The 20,512-nt window shown below is 64.7% G+C and carries 20 protein-coding genes, 1 pseudogene and 1 riboswitch; of the genes and pseudogenes, 3 read left to right on the forward strand and 18 right to left on the reverse strand.

Going from position 1 to position 20,512, the window contains the following annotated elements:
* Positions 1-155 precede the first annotated feature (155 nt).
* Together D9R08_RS08725 and serB are read right to left on the reverse strand one after the other, a co-directional pair.
* On the reverse strand, positions 156-671 hold the full coding sequence (locus D9R08_RS08725) for a hydrolase (protein ID WP_121897632.1): 516 nt from the start codon (positions 669-671) through the stop codon (positions 156-158).
* A gap of 66 nt (positions 672-737) precedes the next feature.
* Entirely contained in the window at positions 738-1,616 is an 879-nt protein-coding gene (serB, locus tag D9R08_RS08730; protein ID WP_121897703.1) for a phosphoserine phosphatase SerB, read from the reverse strand.
* Positions 1,617-1,762: 146 nt separating this feature from the next.
* Between serB and D9R08_RS08735 the strand changes: the two genes are divergently transcribed.
* Positions 1,763-3,241: an alpha/beta hydrolase gene (locus D9R08_RS08735; protein ID WP_233557359.1), complete on the forward strand. Its 1,479-nt coding sequence runs from the start codon at positions 1,763-1,765 to the stop codon at positions 3,239-3,241.
* A gap of 26 nt (positions 3,242-3,267) precedes the next feature.
* On the opposite strand, the gene D9R08_RS08740 is transcribed toward D9R08_RS08735, so the two are convergent.
* The 3 genes from D9R08_RS08740 to D9R08_RS08750 are packed head-to-tail and all read right to left on the reverse strand — an operon-like array spanning position 3,268 to position 7,401.
* On the reverse strand, positions 3,268-4,329 hold the full coding sequence (locus D9R08_RS08740; protein ID WP_121897633.1) for a lipocalin-like domain-containing protein: 1,062 nt from the start codon (positions 4,327-4,329) through the stop codon (positions 3,268-3,270).
* Positions 4,319-6,724: an ABC transporter permease gene (locus D9R08_RS08745; RefSeq protein WP_121897634.1), complete on the reverse strand. Its 2,406-nt coding sequence runs from the start codon at positions 6,722-6,724 to the stop codon at positions 4,319-4,321. The genes D9R08_RS08740 and D9R08_RS08745 overlap by 11 nt, the downstream gene beginning before the upstream one ends.
* Positions 6,721-7,401, reverse strand: coding sequence for an ABC transporter ATP-binding protein (locus tag D9R08_RS08750; protein ID WP_121897635.1), 681 nt, complete (start codon positions 7,399-7,401; stop codon positions 6,721-6,723). The genes D9R08_RS08745 and D9R08_RS08750 overlap by 4 nt, the downstream gene beginning before the upstream one ends.
* A 196-nt stretch (positions 7,402-7,597) precedes the next feature.
* Between D9R08_RS08750 and D9R08_RS08755 the strand changes: the two genes are divergently transcribed.
* Both D9R08_RS08755 and D9R08_RS08760 read left to right on the forward strand, forming a co-directional pair.
* Positions 7,598-8,476, forward strand: a complete 879-nt coding sequence (locus D9R08_RS08755) for a helix-turn-helix domain-containing protein (protein WP_121897636.1) — start codon at positions 7,598-7,600, stop codon at positions 8,474-8,476.
* A 131-nt stretch (positions 8,477-8,607) separates the two neighbouring features.
* Positions 8,608-8,925 (forward strand): hypothetical protein, encoded by a 318-nt coding sequence (locus tag D9R08_RS08760; RefSeq protein WP_121897637.1) that lies wholly within the window; start codon positions 8,608-8,610, stop codon positions 8,923-8,925.
* Positions 8,926-8,989: 64 nt separating this feature from the next.
* Here the strand turns inward: D9R08_RS08760 and D9R08_RS08765 are convergent, their stop codons facing one another.
* The 13 genes and pseudogenes from D9R08_RS08765 to D9R08_RS08825 form a co-directional block, all read right to left on the reverse strand.
* Positions 8,990-9,943: a cell envelope integrity protein TolA gene (locus tag D9R08_RS08765; protein ID WP_121897638.1), complete on the reverse strand. Its 954-nt coding sequence runs from the start codon at positions 9,941-9,943 to the stop codon at positions 8,990-8,992.
* Positions 9,940-10,320 carry an ExbD/TolR family protein gene (locus tag D9R08_RS08770; RefSeq protein ID WP_121897639.1) on the reverse strand — a complete coding sequence of 127 codons (381 nt, stop codon included), beginning with the start codon at positions 10,318-10,320 and terminating at the stop codon, positions 9,940-9,942. Before D9R08_RS08770 ends, D9R08_RS08765 begins: the two co-directional genes overlap by 4 nt.
* Entirely contained in the window at positions 10,317-10,697 is a 381-nt protein-coding gene (locus D9R08_RS08775) for an ExbD/TolR family protein (protein ID WP_121897640.1), read from the reverse strand. The genes D9R08_RS08770 and D9R08_RS08775 overlap by 4 nt, the downstream gene beginning before the upstream one ends.
* Positions 10,694-11,299: pseudogene (locus D9R08_RS08780) on the reverse strand (MotA/TolQ/ExbB proton channel family protein); the annotation flags it as partial. The gene D9R08_RS08775 and the pseudogene D9R08_RS08780, both read right to left, overlap by 4 nt.
* A 14-nt stretch (positions 11,300-11,313) precedes the next feature.
* Positions 11,314-12,117 (reverse strand): cobalamin-binding protein, encoded by an 804-nt coding sequence (locus D9R08_RS08785; protein WP_121897642.1) that lies wholly within the window; start codon positions 12,115-12,117, stop codon positions 11,314-11,316.
* The gene (locus tag D9R08_RS08790) at positions 12,114-12,761 is read right to left on the reverse strand and encodes an adenosylcobinamide amidohydrolase (RefSeq protein ID WP_121897643.1); all 648 of its coding nucleotides are present in this window, start codon (positions 12,759-12,761) and stop codon (positions 12,114-12,116) included. Before D9R08_RS08790 ends, D9R08_RS08785 begins: the two co-directional genes overlap by 4 nt.
* Positions 12,758-13,516 (reverse strand): ABC transporter ATP-binding protein, encoded by a 759-nt coding sequence (locus D9R08_RS08795; protein ID WP_121897644.1) that lies wholly within the window; start codon positions 13,514-13,516, stop codon positions 12,758-12,760. Before D9R08_RS08795 ends, D9R08_RS08790 begins: the two co-directional genes overlap by 4 nt.
* Positions 13,513-14,502, reverse strand: coding sequence for a FecCD family ABC transporter permease (locus tag D9R08_RS08800; protein WP_121897645.1), 990 nt, complete (start codon positions 14,500-14,502; stop codon positions 13,513-13,515). Before D9R08_RS08800 ends, D9R08_RS08795 begins: the two co-directional genes overlap by 4 nt.
* A complete protein-coding gene (locus D9R08_RS08805) occupies positions 14,499-15,236 on the reverse strand; it encodes an ABC transporter substrate-binding protein (RefSeq protein WP_233557360.1) in 738 nt (245 codons plus the stop codon). The genes D9R08_RS08800 and D9R08_RS08805 overlap by 4 nt, the downstream gene beginning before the upstream one ends.
* Before the next feature lie 85 nt (positions 15,237-15,321).
* Positions 15,322-17,160, reverse strand: a complete 1,839-nt coding sequence (locus D9R08_RS08810; RefSeq protein WP_158598961.1) for a TonB-dependent receptor plug domain-containing protein — start codon at positions 17,158-17,160, stop codon at positions 15,322-15,324.
* A 137-nt stretch (positions 17,161-17,297) separates the two neighbouring features.
* Positions 17,298-17,509: riboswitch (cobalamin riboswitch) on the reverse strand.
* Between the two features lie 63 nt (positions 17,510-17,572).
* On the reverse strand, positions 17,573-18,490 hold the full coding sequence (locus D9R08_RS08815; RefSeq protein ID WP_121897648.1) for a metal ABC transporter permease: 918 nt from the start codon (positions 18,488-18,490) through the stop codon (positions 17,573-17,575).
* Positions 18,487-19,692 (reverse strand): metal ABC transporter permease, encoded by a 1,206-nt coding sequence (locus D9R08_RS08820; protein WP_121897649.1) that lies wholly within the window; start codon positions 19,690-19,692, stop codon positions 18,487-18,489. Before D9R08_RS08820 ends, D9R08_RS08815 begins: the two co-directional genes overlap by 4 nt.
* Before the next feature lie 4 nt (positions 19,693-19,696).
* A complete protein-coding gene (locus tag D9R08_RS08825; protein ID WP_121897650.1) occupies positions 19,697-20,503 on the reverse strand; it encodes a metal ABC transporter ATP-binding protein in 807 nt (268 codons plus the stop codon).
* Between the last annotated feature and the right edge of the window lie 9 nt (positions 20,504-20,512).

Consider the following 20,512-nt stretch of genomic DNA (forward strand, 5'->3'; position numbering starts at 1 on the left):
CACCGGCGTTAGACCGCGCCCCTATCTTCCGGCAGCCTCTTCGGCGTTGCGGTCCATATCGATCCGCCTGCTTGCAACCCGGGCTGCGACCAGGCCAGGAACCATGAGCCACGGCGCCGCCGGCATCGCCGCGCCACGGGCAACCTAGTCGATGATCAGGTGGCCAATGTCTCCGCCACGCCCACCACGTAGTTCTTGCCATAGGCTTTCGCGCATTTGGGGCAAGTGGTGTAGAAGAACCAGATCTTGCCCGGTTCCCTGCCCATGGCACGGACCTCGTCTTGCATTGCCTCATGCCACTTGCCGACCTCGCGATAGGGGCCTTCGAAGACGCGGGTGATGAAGTCGCCAGAGAGCGTCACCATCTCCTCCTCCGGCACATCGCCCCTGACCGCGATCAGATGTTCGCCCTTCCAGGCCGAAAGATCGCGGCTGAGCATCAGGTAGCCTTCGGGGATCGCGGCATCCGCGGCTTGGATGTGGGTCTGCACGCGGGTCATGACCTTGTCCATGTTCAGAGGCACATGCGCAAGGCTGCGGGTCGTGGCGCGGATGAAAGGCTTGTCCCGGAAATGCAGCTTCTGCCCGTCCCAGCCTTCGGGGTGGAAGCGGGGGCAGCAGCCGGTGGGGCTGTCCGACATGTCGATTGCCGGAATCGCATTGAGGTTCATCGTTCCTCTCCTGTCATCGAACAGGGGGAGTCTGCGATGGATCGGGGCGCTGCGCCTTAAACGAGGTTAATCAGGCGCGACGATCTCATCCTCCGCGTAGCCCTGGATGTAGAGAAGCGCCGTAAGATCGCCGTGGTTGATACGGATCTTCGCCTGCTCCTGCACGGTGGGTTTGGCATGAAGCGCGACACCCGTGCCGGCCAGCTGGAGCATGCCAAGGTCATTGGCCCCATCGCCCACGGCCAGCACATCCTCCGGCGCAAGGTTCAGCCGCGCCGTGACATCGTGCAACGCCTGCACCTTGGCATCCCGGCCAAGAATTGGCGTGGCGACCTCTCCGGTCAGGACGCCGCCTTCGGACAGCAACGTATTGGCGCGATGATCGTCAAAACCCAGATCGGCCGCGATTTTCGCCGAAAAAGCGGTGAAACCGCCTGACACGAGAAAGGTATGAGCGCCATGAGCCTTCATCGTCGCGATCAGAGCCCTGCCACCGGGCATATGCGTGATCCGTCGGGCCAGAACAGTCTCTATTACTGAGGTTTCGAGACCTTTCAGCAGGCTCACCCGGGCGCGCAGCGCCTCTTCGAACGCGATCTCGCCATTCATCGCGCGGGCGGTGATCCCGGCCACATCCTCTCCCACGCCGGCCTCGGCCGCCAGTTCGTCGATGCATTCCTGGCGGATCATCGTGCTGTCCATATCGGCCAGCAGTACCTTCTTGCGGCGGCCTTCGCTGTGCTGGACCACCAGATCGACGCCCTCGGCCTGCAGGCTGGTCCAGATCTGCGCTTCGTTTTTCGGGCGTTTGGGAAAGGTGAACTCGGCGGCCTTGTCGGGGGCGAGCCACAGGATATCGTCGCCACCAAGCGCATTTCGCAAACTGTCGACGAGCGCGGCTTCCAGATACATCGCGGGGTTGGTGATCAGGGTCGCTGTGAACATGAACGCTCCGGTCTGCAAATGGCTGACGCGCATAGAGCATGTTCGGCTCCGAAGGGCCAGATGACCGTTCAAATTCTCGATTGGCTTTGGGCCGGGGTCTTTTATGCTTCGGGCACAAGGTCTGAGCAGTCCATTGGAGGGCAGGTTTGGTTTTGCGCGATATCCTCGCGGCATTGGTGGCGCTGGTCTGCATCGGACTTGGCCTGTTCCTGTTGGAGCGGCCAAGGGCGGGGCTTGAGATCTCGTCGCTTATGGTTGGGGAAACGCCGGCGACCGTGATGCAGGTCCCCGAGACCACGGCGCCGGTCGTGGTGATCGCCCACGGCTTTGCCGGATCGCGGCAGTTGATGCATCCCTATCAGCTTACGCTCGCGCGGGCTGGATACATCACTGTCAGCTACGATCTTCAGGGGCATGGGCGAAACCCGGTGCCGATGTCCGGCGACGTGAATTCGATCGACGGCACCACCCGGTTGCTGATGGAGGAGATCGGGCGGGTCACCGACGCCGCGCTGGCCCTGCCGGGTGCGGATGGGAGGGTGGCCCTGCTGGGACATTCCATGGCCTCGGATATCATCGTCCGACAGGCGCTTGCGGATGATCGTGTGGCCGCCGTGGTGGCGATCTCTCTTTTCTCCGAAGCGGTCACGGCGGCCGAACCGGAGAACATGCTCGTGATCAACGGCGCGTGGGAGGGCGCCTTGCGGGCGGAGGCACAGCGGATCATGGCCGAGGTCGGCGCCGCCGAAGGCGACACGGCCGGAACGCCCGGCGAAGGCTTTGCCCGCCGCGCGGTGGCGGCCCCGATGGTGGAGCATGTGGGCGTACTCTACTCCGCAACCGGGATGCGGGAGTCGCGGGAATGGCTGAATGCGACCTTCGGGCGGGACTATCGCAGCGGCATCGCCAATATCGGCGGCCCGATCCTGCTGACCCTTCTGGGTGTCGTCCTTCTGGGCCTGCCCCTGGCGAACATGCTGCCGGAGGGCCCACGACTGCCTGAGGTGCCCAAGGGCGCATTCCTGGCGCTTGCGCTTGCGCCTGCGGTTCTGACCCCGTTGATCCTCTCCCTTGTGGAGACACGGTTTCTGCCCGTTCTGGTGGCCGATTATCTGGCGCTGCACCTGGCCGTCTACGGATCGCTGGTTCTGGCCGGCCTGGCGGTCGAGGGCGATCTGCCGAAGCTGAGAGGCTGGCCGGCCGGCATTCTACTGGCGGGTTTTGCCCTGATCGCCTTCGGCGGTGTGCTGGACCGCTATGTGGCGAGCTTCTTTCCGCACGCTGGACGTCTGCCAATTCTGGCGGCGATCCTGCCGGGCGCGGTTCTGGCGATGGTGGCCGATGCGGCGCTGCTTCAGGCGGGACATGCCCGCATCTGGCGTCGCTGGGTGGCGCGGCTGGCTTTTCTGACATCTCTGGGCATCGCGGTCGCCCTGGATTTCGAGCGGCTGTTTTTCCTGATCATCATCCTGCCGGTGATCGGGCTTTTCTATCTCAGCTTCGGCGTGATCGGCGGCTGGGTCGGGCGGCGCACGGGCTCGGCGCTGGCGATGGGTCTGGGTCTTGGTATCGTGCTTGCCTGGGCCCTGGCGGTGACGTTTCCACTGTTCACCGGAACGACGTGAGAAGACCCTATCCTGCCGGACAGAGCCTATTCGTTGCCGGTCATCTCCAGATATCCGCGCCCTTCATGGCTGCCGGAAAAGCGGATCGGACCTTCCCAGTAGGGAAAGCTGGTGCCCATCCAGCTTTGCGGGTTGAGCGCAACTGTCTCGACATCGATGTCGCGGGCGGCAAGCTCCATGCGCCACTCCACCGGTACGTCGCGCCCCGACACGCTTTCGGTGCGCAGCGGCGTGAGGCGCAAGGCGCCGTCGGGATAGGCGGTTGCGCTCCCGTCAGGGCCAATCCAGGTAGCGGAAGTGTATGTGGGCCGGGTGGCCGACCGGAGGCCGAACCCCATCAATCGGGCGCCATCCGCGAACTGGAGCGAAAACCAGTCCCATCCGTTCTGATCGGCAGAAAGCGGTTGGGAAGACCATTCGCGATCGAGCCATGCACTGCCGGTAACCTCCGTCGGGCCGTCAGGAAGGGTGAGCCTGCCGGACACCTCATAAAAGGGTTGCGAATAGTAGTAGCTGGCCTGCCCATCGGCGGATTTGACGGAATATCCCTCATCGCCGTGAAATACGAGAGGGCCGGTCGCGCGCAGGTCCAGATCATAGGAAAAATCGGCACCGCGCGCCGTCAACTCTAGGGCCGAGAGCGCGTCCGCGCCGGTTGGCGCGGTGGAGATCATTGCCCAGTCATCGATCCAGGCTTCGAACGGGTCGGGCGTGACGCCCGCCTGCCCGACGCCGCCGCGACCCAGACGCTCCGCGTAAAAATGCGCGTCTTCGGTCGTCACGCCCGCATGGCCCATCCAAAGCTGCGCCGCATCCCAGCCTTCGGCCTCCTCCGGGCGGAGGGCGGAGCGGAACAGCGTCCACTGGATACCGTAATCCCGACCGTCCGCTCCGGTGAGCGTGGCCGTCAGATACCACCATTCGATGCGATAGGACGGGTGGGGGCCGTGATCGGCGGGGAAGGCGAATTGCGGATCGGGTGCGGGGACGGCAAAGCCCTCGGCATCGGTGCCGAGGCCCGCAAAGCCTTGCGACAGAGCCTGACCGGTGGTCAGCAACAGCATCGGAATCCACAGCCTAGCGTTCATGGGCAAAGACCTTGAGCAGGGTTGAGGGTGCGATATTGGCCAGTCGCCACGCCGGCCAGGCAGCCGCCAGAAGGGCCGCGAGAAGCGCATAAAGGCCAAGGCGAAGCCAATCGACCGGGAACATCTGCATCGGGAGCCGCCAGCCGAACGCCTCAACATTCACGACTGCCAGAAGGACCCACGCAAGCGCGAGACCCACGGGGATCGCCAGAGCGAAGGTCAGGAATGCCAGAATCGCGGTGCGGGCCAGTTCGGCGCGGGCCAGCGCGGCCCTGGTCTGGCCGAGCGCCCAGATCGGGGCCAGTTGCGGCAGCCGCATCCCGGCCAGCGTCAAAAGGCTGGCCAGAAGGGCCAGGCTGGCCACACCGAGAGTGAGAATGTTGAGCGCACCGGTCACCAGGAATGTCTGCTCGAAGATGCGCAGGGAAAAGCGTTTGATCTCTTCCTGATCGATCAGATTGGCGGCGGGCAGGTCGAATTCCGCCCGCAATGCGTCGACCACTGCGGGGACGCGATCGGGCGGGACGCGGACGGCCATACGAAGCTGGGGAACATCGGGGAACCGGTCGGTGAAGAGATCGAGGCCGATGATCGCCTGTCCCACCGGGTTTCCATAGTCGGAATAGACCCCGGCGATGGGCAGGGTCCACCCGGGTTGTAGCGTCACGGGATCGCCAATGGCCAGGCGCTCGCGGCGGGAGAGCTGCTCGTTGATCAATGCAGCCTCGCCCGCGGCCACCTGCGCCCAGACATCGGGTGCGGCGGCCAGAAGCGGCCAGTTGTCGCGATAGGTGGCGTGATCGGCAATGCCGTAAAGCTCTGCCGGTTGTCCCGCGAGCGTCACCGGGGCGGAGACGATCGGCAGAACCGCATCGGTCCGGGGCCGAAGGGCCGCGCGGATCGCAGCGGCTTCGGAGGGGGTGCGCGCGGTGACGTAAAGCTCCGAGGCAAGCCGCTGGTCGAGCCACCCGGTGAAGGTGCCCCGGAAGGAGCCGACCATGGTCGAGACACCGATATTGGCGGCGAGTGCAAGCAAGAGCGCCATGAGCGCCATGGACAGGCCGGGAAGCTGTTGGCGGGTATCCGCCAGAAGCCACTCCCGAAAGGGTGTGGTGGCGAACCGGGTCGCGAGACGCAAGAGCGCGGTGAGCAGCGACGGAAGCGCAAGGGCTGCCCCGACAAGCAGCGCGGCGAGACAGGCAAACCCGGCGATCAGGCCCGTCCCGAATGCGCCGAGGAGGAATGCCAGGGCAAACAGACCAATCGCAAACATCATTTGCCCGCGCATGGCCTGACCGGAGGCCATCGCCCAGGCGCGTGGCTGGGCGGGCGCCAGAAGCGGCAGGCGCGCTACCCGCATCAGCGCCTGCACCGATGCGGCGGCGGTACCGATCAGGGCGATGCCCATCCCGGTGACGGCCCAGACCGGCCGAAAGGCAAGCTGGCCGGAAATCTCGGCACCATAGAGCCCGCGCAGCGTGCCCGCGACGCCGGGCAGGAGTGCAGCGGCGACGATGTATCCCAGAATGATTCCGATAAGACCGGCAATCAGGGCGAAGGCGGTCAGTTCGACGGCCAAAAGCGTGACGAGCCGCCGGATCGGCAGGCCAAGCGCACGCAACGTCCGAAAGCTGGTGCGCCGTTGCTCGAAGGCGAGGCCGATTGCGGCGTGAACGATGAACAGACCAACGGCGAAGGCCAGCAGGCCGAAGGCCGTGAGGTTCAGGTGAAAGCTGTCGGTCAGCCGCCCGATATCGCTGCCCGATTGGGGCGTGGAAAGCGTTAGATCGGTGGCTTCGGCAAGGGGCGGAAGGCCGGAGGGCTGCACCGGCGCAACCAGCAGATAAGACGGGTCGGAGCGGCCGCTGAGCCGGGCGGCGGTCGCGATGTCGGTAAGCGCCGTGCCGGGAGCGAGACCGGATGTGACGACAAGGGGCGGCAGGTCGGGCGGAAGCGGTCGCGCGGCTGTTTCCGAGGCGACAAGCAACCGGCCCGGTGTGGTGACGAAGGCCTCGAACGAGATCTCGCCGCCCACTAGTGCGGGCGCCTGTGCCTCTGGCGGGGTGGTCAGCGGGTCGATGCCAAGCAGGCGGAGGCGCGCGCCGGGGTCGGAAAGCTCCACCTCGATCACCGGAGAGACGAGATACCCGGCGCGACGGAGCGCGATGTACTCGGCCAGAGGTATCGGAAGACCGTCCTCGCGGGTCAGGCGGTCCAGTTGATCCTGTCCCAACACCGCGGCAGCCCGGTCATAGGAGGCGCGCGCCTCGGCATTGATCGCCTGAACGCCGGACCAGAGCGCCGTGGCCAATGCAAGGCCGAGGATCAGGGTCAGGCATTGGCCGGGATGGCGCCTCCAATGGGAGAGCAGGGCGGCGCAGGCGGCACGGGTCATTCGGCCGCCCGCCCAAGCCCTGCGCTGCCGAGCCGGCCCTTGGTCAGATGCACCTGTCGGGCCAGACGGTGTGCCAACCGTGTCGAGTGGGTGACCATCAGGATCGCGGTGCCGGTTTCCGCGGCCAGCTCCAGGAGCAGACCAAGAACGGTGTCGCCCGTTGTTTCATCGAGATTGCCCGTGGGTTCGTCTGCCAGAACCACGCGGGGCCGTGCTGCCAGCGTCCGGCCGATCGCCACGCGCTGCTGCTGTCCGCCGGAAAGCTGTTCGGGGTAGCGGGCAAGGTGCTCCGACAGGCCCAGACGCCTGGCGAGTTCATCCACCCATGCGGCGTCGTGGCGGCCTGCAAGCCGTGCCTGAAAGGAGAGGTTCTGCGCGACCGTCAGGGACGGGATCAGGTTGAATTGCTGGAAGATCAGACCAACCATGTCGCGGCGCAGGCGCGCCCGGCCCGCGTCATCCAGCGCCGAGAGGTCCACGTCGTCCACCTCGATCCGCCCCTTGTCCGCAGTGTCCAGTCCGCCGATCAGATGGAGCAGCGTGCTTTTTCCCGACCCGCTTTCGCCGGTCAGCGCAAGCGTGTCGCCCGGCGCCACCGTCAATGACACACCGCGCAGAACTGGCAGCGGCCCATCCTCCGTTTCGAAGGATTTGTGGATATCGGTCACGCTCAGCATGGAACAGCCTTTCAAGGCGGGAGTTGCAGTTAAGCTAGCAGTGCGATGCCGGGGTTAAAGGCACAGAATGCCGCGCATGCCCGATGAAAACGTCAGGGGGGTGGCAATAGCAATTTCATATCGGACCATACGGTTCTTGCGCTGCCCGGATGATACTCTATTTTAAACTGAACGGTTCGGTTTTATCGAGGGTGGTATGGGAGTCCATAGCAGGCTTTGGCTTGACACGGCGCGGCTCAGTTCCACGCGTCTGCCCGGCGGCGGAACCGAACAGCTGCTCAGGGCCGATTACTTCGAAATGGAGGCTGGGCCGATGGCGCCCGTGAGCCTGCCCGACCACTGCCTTCTGATTCCGCTTCAATCCGAGTCCGCCGCAGGTCTTCAGCGCCGGGATGGCCGGCAGACACCACTCGATCTGCCTCCCGGCTCGATGGTCGTGGTGCCAGTGGGCGCGGTCTGCAGTTGGGAATGGCTGGCGCCCGTCAAGTTCCTGCTGATCCGCGCGCACCCGGAACGGATTCAGCACTTCATTCAAGGCGATCTGAGAGTTCTGACCGTGGGGTCCCGGCTCGATGGCAGCAACGTCCTGCAAGACAGGGACTTGGGCAACTGGGCTCTGCAGATGAAGATCGCGCTTGAGGAGCCGGGGCCCGGCCAGGCTGTTCTGTTCGATGCCCTGGCGCGGGTCTTCGTAGTGACGCTGGTCCGGCGTTATGCGATCACCGACGATGCTCCGTTTGCCGAAACCGGTGGGCTGACCACGGAGCGATACGCGCGGTTGCTTGACTACATCGATCGCCGGATCGACCAGCCTTTGCGGACGCCGGAACTGGCGCATCATCTTGGCATGTCAGATTCCGCACTGGTGCGCGCGATCAAGCAGACCACCGGCATCACGCCGCAGGCGCTGGTCATGCGGCGACGTCTTGCTGCCGCGAAAGCGCGTTTACGTGACCCGGCGCTCAGCCTTGGCGCCATCGCGATGGCCACCGGCTTTGCGGATCAGGCCCATCTGTCCCGCAGTTTCAAATCAGCAGTCGGAATCACGCCCTCGGGTTACAGACGTCAAAAATAAACTAAACTGTTTGGTTCAAAAACTGGATTGACCGGTTCAAGTTTTGTCGCCGCCTCCGGCCCATCTTGAAGTCATGAAGGGCAGATCAGACCGGTTTGCCCGGAAATGTCGGAGATAAGACAATGACACGCATGATCCTTCCCCTTGGTGCCGCTCTGGCCGTGACCCTCGCGCTTCCCGCCGTCGCGAATGACGCGCAACTGGCGGCGTCGCTTGGTGTCGAGCCCGGTGCCTATACCACCGCCGAGCTGATCCAGCTTTCCAACGCAATGTCCGATGACAATGCGATCGCGATCCGTCACATCCTTCAGGACGGGCCCGAAACCGTATCGACACAGAACCGGAGCGCAAATGGCGGCAATGCCCAGCTGGCGGCCTATCTGGGTGTGAATCCGGCCGACTATACGACGGCGGAACTGGCTGCGATGTATATCGACGCCACTGACTGATGCGCGGTCTTGAAACGGGTTTGAAACGGGGCGGTGTACCTTTACCGCCCCGTTTCTGCTGCGATCAGCGAAACCGGATCGGAAGATCGAACCGATAGCTCTGTTCCGAGAGGCCATCAGGCGCGGCGGGAAAGCGGCCCGCACTCCGGACGGCCCTGATGCCCGCCTCGTCGATCTCTGGATTGCCTGAGGACACGATGAGCGAGAGGCTCTGCAAGTGCCCGTCCCGTCCGATGTTCAGGCGCAGGGTCACGGCCCCCTGCCCGTCCACACTTGGTCTTCGGCGTTCGATACGAGCATGGATCTGCGCTCCCCAACCCGCCACGAGGCGCTGCCGTTGTGACGCGGATATCGCGGTGTCGGAAGCTTGCCGGAGATTGCCCCTCGCGACGTCGCCGCGCGGCTCGCCGGCAGTTTGTCGGGCTTGCGCCGCTGTGGAGGGTGCGGGCGCCTGCGGCCGTTCCGGCCGGGCCACGGGACGGTCAGATTGGGCAATGGCCAGAGGCGAGATGGCGTCGGGCACAAGCCTGGGCGTAGTGTCCGAGATCGGCGGGGGCGCCAACTCGGGCTGCCCGGCGCGGCGGACTATCTCGGGCGGCGGCAGGGCCGTGTGCGGCGCATTCTGAAACTCCGGACTTGTCAGATTTGCCACGCGGATATCCGGCAAGGTGCTAAGCCGCGTCTCGGCGTTCGGCACTGTCGGCATAGGTTCCGGCAGTGTCTGCTGGCGCAGCGTATCCGGCGTGGCCGGTCTTGGCGCGGGGTCGGGCGGCGTTGGCGGAATGGGCAGGTGTAAGAGGCTCGGAGGCGCAAGAGCAGCGGGCTGCGCCACATCCGGCGGCGTGGTCCAACGTGCGACCAGTTCGGCCATCTCTCCCGATGCGGCCTGAAATGTCGTCTCTACGGCGCCTGATGCGTCTGAGCGCGAGGCTGCGCCATCGGAAAGCTGGACGAAGACGGCTGCGTGAACGGCAACCGATACGGTCAGAAAGGCAGGGATCTGAAGCAGCCTGTTCATGGCGCCTCCGTCACAAGCGCGATTTCCGTGATCCCGATTGCCGCAAGGCGGGGCAGGATGCGCGCAAGATCACCCGCCGGCAACGCCGCATCCGCGCGGAGTGTCAGCGGCCCGGGCTCCCGCAGGGCAAGTGCCGCGAATACCGCGTCGTTCTGGTGTGTTTCATACGCAAGTGCGCCGCTCGCATCGATGTAAAGCGTGTCTGGTGCGGGATCGGCCGGCGTGGCCGGAGCACTGGGCGGGGTTACCTCCAACGGATCGGGCGGGGCGATCTGCGCGGTCATCAGAAAGAAGATCAGAAGCAGGAAGACCACGTTGATCATCGGAACGATCGTTTCGCCGCGGGGGCGACGGGTGGGTGGCCCGAAGGAGATCATTCGACCAGCACCAGATGGGTGAAACCGGCCTGTTCGAGCGCGGACATAAGCGTGACAAGACGTTGCAGGCTGGCGCCGTCGACCCCGCGCAAGACGATGGTGTCATCCGGCCTGTCTGTCAGGTCATTCAGCCGGGCCACGATTTCCGCAACCTCTCCGGCCTGCCCGTTCAGCCGCTGCCCTTCCGGAAGGACATCGACCAGCCGCGGCGGGCCGGAATAGGTGCCGCCCGACCCCGAAAGGCTCAACGGCAACGCACCGTCCTGACCGAAGCGGGCGGCCAGCATGAAAAACACCAGAAGCAGGAACACCACGTCGATCATCGGCGTCAGGCTGGGGCGGCGGCTGGGTCTTGTCCGGGCGAACTGGAAGCTCATGACGGCCCCCGCGTGAAGATGCGCGTGGCGGCATCCTCCATATCCGCCTGCACTCGATCCACGACGGTTTCGAACCATGTCAGAGCCATAGAGGCCGGGATCGCAACCGCCATGCCCACGGCGGTTGTCAGAAGCGCCTCCCAGATGCCACCGGCGAGCGTGGCCGGGTCGGCGCGCGTGCCCGCGACCTGAAGTGCCTGAAACGCGGCAATCATGCCCAATACAGTGCCTAACAGGCCTAACAGAGGCGCAATCGTCGCAATAAGCTCCAACGCGCGAAGCCCGCCGCGCGCGCCGGAAAGCAGGGATTTCGCAATACGCGTCGTTTCTTCACGGGCGGCCTCCGCCGTCAGGCCCGGATCCTGGCGCGCCTCCATCGCTGCTACGGCCATTTGCGCGCGCAAGGATCTGCGTCCGCTGATATGCCGCAGACCGGCTGCCGCATCGCCGCCCTGCCAGTGCCCGATCGCTTCGTCGGTCTGGGTGCCATCGGACCACGCGCCCATCTGCGCCAACTGCCAGATTTTCCAGAAGATCAGCGCCAGAGTGACGACAGACAGCGCGCCGATGGCCCAGATCGCGGGACCGCCACGGCTCAGAAAGTCGACAAGATCGGTCATACGCGCTCACCTTTTCCAGAATAGTCACCCCACAGGATCTGCTCGATCGCATCCAGCCCGTCGCCCAACGCCGCGGGGCCGGGTTGCAGGATCATCGGAGATTTGATCTCGACGATCCGGCCCGCTCTCACCGCCGGTATGTTCTGCCAGCCGGGGCGGTCCGCAATCCGTTCCGGGCGGACCTTCTTGCCGCACCAGCTTGCGATGATCACGTCGGGGGCGGCATCGATCACATCTTTCGGGTCGATAATGCGATTTCTGGCGGCGGGCTCGCCGCTCAGATGAGCAAAGACATCAATGCCGCCCGCGATTTCGATCAATTGGCTGACCCAGGCGATGCCGGAAATCGGCGGATCGTCCCATTCCTCGAAATAGACCCTCGGTCGGGCGGGCCGTGTCCTGTCGCGGAGACGTTGGAGCCGCGCCTCGAACCTTGCCGCCAGCGCCTTGGCCTTGGCGCCCGCACCGACCAGAGCGCCCAGCGTGCGGATCATCGCCAGAATGCCGGAAATGTCGCGCTGGTTGAACGCGTGCACGGCCACCCCCACGCGGATCAGTTGCGCGACGATATCGGCCTGAAGATCGGAGAAGGTCAGGACGAGATCAGGTTCCAGGGCGATGATCTTGGGGATATCGGCAGAGGTGAAGGCGCCGACCCGCGGTTTTTCCCGCCGCACCTGAGGCGGGCGGACGGCATAACCCGTCACGCCGACGATGCGGTGATCCTCGCCCAGCAGGTAGAGCGTTTCGACCGTCTCTTCGGTCAGGCAGACGATCCGGCAAGGCGGGAAGGCTTTCATCTCGGGGCCTCCGTTGTCATCCAGTCCCGCGTACCCCGGGCGACCGCATCATAAACCGCGCGCCCGATTACTTCGCCGATCTCGGTATGAAGGCCCGCATAGGCGCGATCGCCAAATGGGCAGGCCAGGGCGATGCAATCTGTGCCGGTGCCTGTTGCGGGGCCTTCGGGCAACTCTGGACCATGGGCAATTATGGCGGCGGTGCGGGCCTCGGCGGCGATCGACATCGCTTCGGTCATGGCGGCGGTGCCAAGCCCCTGTGACAGAGTGACAAGCAGATTGACGGTGCCATGGCTTTCCGCGAGGACCGGCTGGCGATGGCCGACCCGTTCGGCATTCGACAGGCCCACCGTGGCGAGGCAGGAGGCTTTGGTATCGCCCGATTCTGCCTGTGTCAGACTATGTTTGCCAACGTTTCGGGATGTCAGCATCGCTACGGCATCGGGACGGTCTATCGCGGTCACTTCGCTGGCGAGCCATGCCGCCGCGTCCAGACCTTCGGGCAGATCCGCGTCGCGCACTTCCCGCCAGATGACCTGCCGGGCAAGCACCAGTCCGGGCCTGTGGGGCGCCCAGCTCAGTACCCGCATCTCCTGGGCCAGATCCGCGATAAGCCACGGGCGGGACAGGGTGACGCGGATCATCGGGTGATCTCCAACGGCTGGAAAATCAAGCCATGCTCGGTTTCCATAACATGTGCCGCTATCCCGAAAACCCTGTGCAGGTTCTCTGGCGTCAGCACATCCCTTGGCGGCCCATCGGCGACGAGGCGGCCCTTGTCTAGCAACAAAAGCCGTGTGCAGTGACGTGCGGCAAGGCCCAGATCGTGAAGAGCGGCAAGTATCGTCTTGCCCTGATCCGCGAGGCGCCGGAAAATCTGCATCGTGGCGATCTGAAACGCGGGATCGAGACCTGCAATGGGCTCATCGGCCAGAATGATCGGTGTTTCCTGCGCCAGAACACGGGCAATCAGCACCCGGGCCTGTTCGCCGCCCGACAGATCGGTCGCCGCCCGGGTTTCGAACCCGTTCAGGGCCATATCTGCAAGAGCGCGGGCTGTTGCGGCACGATCCTCGGCGCTGGGTTTCGCACCTCCTGCCAAATGCGGAACACGGCCCAGCATGACAAGTGTCTCCACCGCGACGGGCCAGGCTATTTCCCGGGTCTGCGGCATCCAGGCGGCCGTTCTGGCCCTTTGGCGGGCGGGAAGTGAAGCGAGGCTGGAGGTGCCGGAATGAGGCTGGAGGCCCAGGATTGCCCGCAACAGGGTCGTTTTTCCGGCGCCGTTGGGGCCGATCAGCCCTGTAATCTCCCCGGCCTGCAGGGAAAGGCTCACCTGATCGACGACCGGGCATTCGCCGCGCAGAACGGTGAGATCCGTGACGGTCAGCGCGGTCATGTCATCTGCCTCCGTGTCTTGTAGATCAGGTGCAGAAACAGCGGCGCGCCGATGATCGCCATCAACACGCCGAGTTTCAGATCACGGTCGGGCAGGATCAGGCGCACGGCGATATCCGCGGCCAGCACCATCGCCGCGCCGCCGAGAGCCGATGCCGGCAGAAGCGCACCGGGGCGCGCGCCGACATACCGGCGCAGGATATGGGGCACGACAAGACCCACGAAACCGATGGCGCCCGCTACGGCAGTGGCCGCGCCGACAGAGGCGGCGACGCCCACCACCATGCGGAGACGCAGCCGGCCCAGATGGATGCCCATGGAGGCCGCCGCATCCTGGCCAAGGGTCAATGCGTCAAGGCCGCGCCCGAGGCTCGCAAGAAGCGTCCAACCCAGCATCATGACAGGCAGGGCGATCATCACATGGTCGAAGGACCGGTCCGAGAGGGAGCCGAGCATCCAGAACACGATCTCACTTACCGCGAATGGATTGGGCGAAAGATTGAGCACCAGCGACAGAAAGGCTCCCGCCAGCGCGCTGATCGCGATGCCCGCGAGGATCAGTGTCAGCGATCCGCCCCGTGGCCCGGCCAGAAGAAGCAACAGCAGAACAGAGACCAAAGCGCCGATCAGAGCCGAAATCGGCAGCGCGAGCGCAAAGCTGGCCGCGAAGCCCGTTTGTAGCGCTATGACGGCGCCAAGCGCGGCGGAAGAGGTGACCCCGATCAGCCCGGGCTCCGCCAGCGGGTTCCGCAGGAAGCCCTGAAGCGCCGCACCGGAAAGGCCGAGGCTGACCCCGACCATCACCGCCAGAAGCGCGCGGGGCAGACGGATTTCCCGCATCACCAGCGTCACGGCCTCGCCGTCGCCGCGTATCAAGGCGGAGATGCTGTCGCCGATGCCAAACCCCGCCGGCCCGATGAGAAGCGAGGCGCAGAACAGGGCCGCGACGATGGCAGACAGGATACCGAAGAGACGGGAAAGCGTCATTCCACCTCCATCGCGCGGCGCGCAGCGCGCAGGTCGGCCAACGCAGTCAGGACACGCGGGGTGCCGCAGACCCAGTCGGCGCCACTGACATGACCGCGCCCCGCCGAAACGAGGGCTTCCAAAGCCGGATGACGGAGGATTTCCTCGGATCGGGAACTGCCCGGATAGGTGCCGGTACCGATCACCAGGTCCGGCGAAGCCGTCACCAGAAGCTCAAGGGCAAGCCGACCGCTGGTGTTGCGGCCCATTTCTTCGGCGATATGCCGAAATCCGGCAGTCGTCAGAATGTCGTGAGACAGCGTACCGGTGCCGAGCGAATATCCGTTGGGATAGTAGAACGCGGCGCGGGGCCCGGTTTGCGCGTGGCTGAACATGGCCATACCCGCCTCGAACCGGGCGATTTCGGCCTGCGCCTCGGCCTCCCTCCCCAGAAGCGCGCCGACTTCGCGGAGACGATCGGCCACCTCATCCAGCCCGGTCACGATGTCTATCTGCGCGACGTCGATCCCGAGACGGCGCAACATGGAAACGACGGCAGGGTCGGAATAGACGCCCGCAAGCACCAGATCCGGGTCCAGCAGATAGATCTCCTCGGCACCCCCGAAATTGAACGGGTAGGCCGCGGCCTCGACATGCATCGGAGAGATCATCGGATCCGATGCGATATCGCTGACCGAAATCAACTGTCCCGGCGCCGCCAGCATCATCGCAAGCTGATCCGTGCAGAGGTTCATCGACACGACGCGCTGGGGAGGTGCCGCATGCGACACAGCGGCGGCGACCGTAAGGGTCACCGCCAGAAGAGCGCCCGAAAGGCGCCTAGAAACGGGACCGCAGGCCAAGATAGACCGCCCTGTCGCTGGTACCATATCCGCGAATGGCCTGATATTGCTCGTCAAACAGGTTTTCCACGCGTAGATAGACATCCGTTGCCTCATTCACGCGATATCCGATGCTGGCATTGGCGACCGCATAGTTTTCCACCGGTGCCGGATCGACACGGTCATTGACCATCTGAAGGGCGAAATCCGCGCTCCAGCCGGTGCCAAATGTGCCGCTGATCCCGATCGTGGCGTCGTGGTAGGGGACCCGGCGCAGGCGTGTATCATCGGCGGCGCGCGCGTCGGTATAGGTGTAGTTTCCGAAGACAGAGAGGTTGTCGGTCAACTCGTATTGCCCCGACAGTTCGATCCCGCGGGTAACAGATGTGCCGGGCACCTGAACATAGCCGTTGGGCACCGGGAAGACATAGTCGATCAGGTTGTCGATCTCGGTGTAGAAAAGAGTAGCCGCTACGCGGCCGCGGCCAAAATTGTGCTCCACGCCAAGATCGAAGCTCCGGCTTTCCTCGGGATCCAGATCGGGGTTCGACCCGAATGGCCCGAACAACTCGTTGAGGGATGGAGCGCGGAAGCCGGTTGCGGCACTGACGCGGACCACCGTGCCCGCCGCCGGGCGCCAGGCCAGCGCGACCCGGCCCGTTACCGCCGATCCGAAAAGCGAGTGATCGTCATAGCGAAGCGCGGCACCCAGATCGAGATCGGGGGTCAGAGGTATGTTCAGATCCGCATAAACCGCCGTCAGGTCGATATCGCCGGAGGAAGCGGGGGAGAAGGATGAGGGGCCGACGAAGAACTCCTCCCGCGTCCGGTCCGCACCAAAGGTCAGTGTGCCATCGTTGCGCAGAGCGATCGTGCCCTGATAGCCAAGACCGATGCGCTCGCCGATGAATGGTGTGTTGAAAGAGGCCGGAACATTGAACTGTGCCCGATCCGTTTTCGAAAAGGTGAGCGCGACTTCGTTATCGATGCCGAATGCGTCGAAGGTTGTGAAAAGCCGCGCGCCAAGACGTTCCTCTTCGGCGAACCGGCCGGCATCGCCGCCCGCCCCACCGCCCGCGTCGTATTCATAGGTGGCGGTCTGGTAGAACAGGCTGGCCCCGACGTTCACGCTATCGGTCAACTCATATTCCGCCTGAAGGGTTGCCGTGTTCGACTCGAAGCCGTCGGCTTCGGTATTGCCCTGATTTTCATCGGCTGCCGAAAATCCCTCGCTGCCGACATGGCCATAGCTCAACGCAACCGAACCGCGGTCGAAGCGGGTGCCGATCCCGATCAGGCCGCTATAGGTTTCGTAACTGCCCGCCTCAAGCTCGACGGTCACTTCGGTGCCGTTCTCTTCGGGCGGGCTCAGCGTGGTGATGTTGATTACGCCGGCAATCGCCTCGGAGCCGTAGATCGCCGATTGAGAGCCATAGAGCACTTCGATCCGGCTGATCCCCGCCGTGGTGATGGAGCCGAGATCGAATTGCGTCTGGGTTGAAGCCGGGTCGGTCATGTCGATCCCGTTGATCAGGACCGGCGTGTAGTAAGTGTTCAGACCACGCACACGGAGGGCGGTTTGCGTCCCCAGCGGCCCGTTGCGGGTGATCGAGATGCCGGGCAGGCGATCAAGTACATCGACAAGCGGGCGGTCACCTTCGGCTTCAAGATCGTCTTCGTCGATGACCTGTACGGAAACGCCGGTGCGGCTGGCCTCAAGGGCGGTCAGGCCGGCGGAGAAGATAATCTCGTTCAGTGTGAAGACCGGCGCGTCCTGCGCCAGTGCGGATGTGGTTGTCAGAAGGGTCGCAGCGACGGCGCCCAGTGTCTTGTTCATAATGTCCCCCTTTCCGGCCCGGTCTGGCGGGTCTCGGTGGTGCCAAGGCTGTCTTTGGAAGGGGGATGGCCCCGCCGCAGACGGTGAGAGTGCCACCACGACGGAAAGACCGTTGTCCATAACGCCCTCCGCGCCCGAACAGGGTGATCACCTCGGCAGGTCTCCTGACTTGCGGGTCGATGCTTGGCCGGACCTTCCCAGCCCCATGAGGGGGCCAGTGGTTTTTATTCAGCCGCGCTCGCCGCTTACAGTTGCGGGGGCAGTCACGGAGTTGGGGTTTGAAGCCCGCACCGTGTTCCCTTTTACCCGGACGACTCGCACCGCCCGGACCGAAGTAGATTGTGCTTACGCCGGGACGCGCGTCCGCTCAAGCCTGAATGCGACCTTTCGGGTGTGGCGCAGCGGCGTGCGGTCAGGCCATCATGCCGCGGCGGCGCGGCCCGAACAGCGCGGCAAGGGCAAGGATCAGGCCCGAGACCGTGGCGATCATACCCGCGGCGCTGACGGAATCGCTGCCACCAAGCCAGAGCGGTCCGTAGCCTGCAAAAACATAGCCGAGGATGGCCGAGAGCGTGGCGAACACCACGCTCCATCCCACCTGCCGGGCGAGATCGTCGGTCATCAGCCGGGCCGCCGCCGGCGGGCAGATGAACATCGCGATGACGATGATCGAGCCCACCGCATCGAAGGCGGCAACAGCGGCGATCGCGGCGATCATCACGAGGGCGATGCCCAGAAGATCGGTACGCATGCCAAGAACCTGCGCAAAGCCTTCATCGAAGGTGGAGATCTTCAGCGGGCGCCAGAAAACCCAGGTAAAGGCGATCACGAGTGCCAGCACCAGCGCAAGGCGGGGAAGTTCCGGCGGCAAGCCGGCCAGCGCCTGCGGGTCGAGCAGGGAGCGCCAGCCCGTCGCTTCAAGCCAGATCAGACTTTCAAGATTGCCCATCAGCGCATGCTCCACATCCAGATGCACCGAAGACGTGTCCGAGCGCTCCAGCAGCAAGACGCCGGCCGCGAACATCGCGGTGAAGACGACGCCCATAGCCGCACCGGTCTCGATGCGGCCCAGACGCCGGATCGCCTCGATCAGGACGACGGAAATCAGCGCCGCACCGGCCGCGCCCAGCATCATCGGCCAGGCGGTGACGGCACCGGTCAGCAGGAAGGCCACCACGATGCCGGGCAGGACGACGTGGGAGATTGCGTCGCCGATCAGCGCCTGCCGGCGCAGGACCAGAAAATTCCCCGGAAGCGCGCAGGCGATGGCGGCAAATATCCCGATCAGTATCGGTGTCAGCGACAAAGGAACGAACTCGGCGCCGCTCATGGGGCGATCTCCCGCGGGGCGGCAATCCGGGTGTCCAGATCGCGCAATTGATCCTCGGTCAGGATGGTTTCCAGACCGGTCAACCCGTCGTAGCGGGCAGCCGTGGCCTCATGCGCCTGCAACCCGCGCAGGATCTCCCAGCGTTTTTCATCCAGCAGGGCCTTGGCGGCGCGGGCCTGCCCGTCGCCGGTGGCCACACCGTCGGGTCGGGCCAGACCCTCCCGTTGCAAAAGGCGCAGCGTGTAGCCCTCATAGATCGGCTGCCCCTGAGCCAGTGCCAGAAGGCCCTGCCGAAGATGCACGCGGCGCTGATACTGCCGATGGCGAAGGACCGAGGACAGAACGCCGCGCGCTGGCGAAAACAGAAGCGAAACGGCAAAGAAGGCGAAGGCCACAAGCACGATGATCGGCCCGGTCGGCAAGGCGGGCGCAGAGGCGGAAATGGCGGCCCCGATATAGCCCGATGCTCCGCCCAGTGCGCCTGCGATCAGCCAGACATGTTCGGTGCGTTCGGTCCAGAACCGGGCGGTCACCGGCGGGATGATCAGAAGCGCCACGATCAGGATCAGGCCGACGATCTTGAGGCCGACGACCGTTACCGCAAGAACAAGGCCCATGGTGGCGAGGTCGATCCGCTGCACGTTCAGCCCGGACGCTGCGGCAAAGTCGCTGTCGAACGCGACAAGCGACATGGGCCGACGCAGCAAAAGCGTAAGCATCAGCACAAGCGCGCCGCCACCGGCGATCAGCACCGCGTCGGAAAAGAGCATGCCCGCGGTGGACCCCAGAAGAAGCGAGTCGAGGCCGGCCTGCCGCCCGGCGCTCATCCCCTGAATGACCGTCAGCAGAACGATGCCGGCCCCGAAAAACACCGACAGGACCGCGCCGATCGCGGAATCCTCACTCAGCCGGGTGCCGCCGGTCAGCCATTGCACGCAAAGCAGCCCGATCCATGCAGAAAGCGCCGACCCGATCAGAAGACCCGGCAGGCTGCGCCCGTCCATGCCCAGCCAGACCATGACGATGAAGGCCAGACCGATACCGGGCAGGGTGGCGTGGCTGATCGCATCGGAGACAAGCGCGCGTTTGCGCAGGAACAGGAAGGTTCCGGTCGCGCCCGCCGATATGCCAAGCAGCATCGCACCGATGGCGACCAGCGTGGCGTTGTAGCCAAGCTGGAGGGTCAAAGCCTCGAAAAGCATGATGTCAGCCCGCCTGACTGAGCCGGTCGATCTGTGCCGTTGCCAGCCGCCCGCCATAGGCCGCCTGCAGGCTTTCTGCGGTGAAGGCTTCGGCCACCGTGCCTTCGGCGACCGGGCGGACGTTGATCAGGAAAGCGTGGTCGAAATACTGCTCGACCGTCGCCAGGTCATGATGCACGGCAACCACGGTCTTGCCGACCGCCTTCAGGCTTTTCAGAACGGCGATAATCGCCTTTTCGGTGGCCGCGTCGACGCCGGCAAAGGGCTCGTCCAGCAGATAGAGATCGGCACCCTGGGCCAAGGCGCGGGCGAGGAACACCCGCTGTTGCTGCCCGCCGGAAAGCTGCCCGATCTGCCGGTCTGCGAAATCCGCCATGCCGACCCGTTGCAGCGCATCGATCGCGGTTTTCCGGTGGCTGCTTCGGACGAGCCGCAGCAGGCCCAACTCACGGTAGAGCCCCATCAGAACCACGTCGAGCACGGTGGTCGGGAAATCCCAGTCGACACTGGCGCGCTGGGGCACATAGGCGATCCGCGCGCGCTGCGTGTCGAGCGGACGGCCGAAAACCGTGGTCTGGCCGGACAGTGGGCGAATGATACCCAACGCTGCCTTCAAGAGAGTCGATTTCCCCGCGCCGTTCGGCCCGATGATCGCGGTCATCGAGCCGGGCCGGATCGTCATGTCGACGGAAAAGATGGCCGGTTTCTCTCCGTAGGACACGGTCAGCCCCCGTATGGCAAGGGGGCTGGTCGCAATCTCGGCTGCCTCGGGACGAAGCCCGTTTTGGGTTGCCAGATTAAGTGCGGTCATATGGTCCTC

Origin of the sequence: Rhodophyticola porphyridii (assembly GCF_003688285.1) — a bacterium.
Classification (GTDB): Bacteria; Pseudomonadota; Alphaproteobacteria; order Rhodobacterales; family Rhodobacteraceae; genus Rhodophyticola; species Rhodophyticola porphyridii.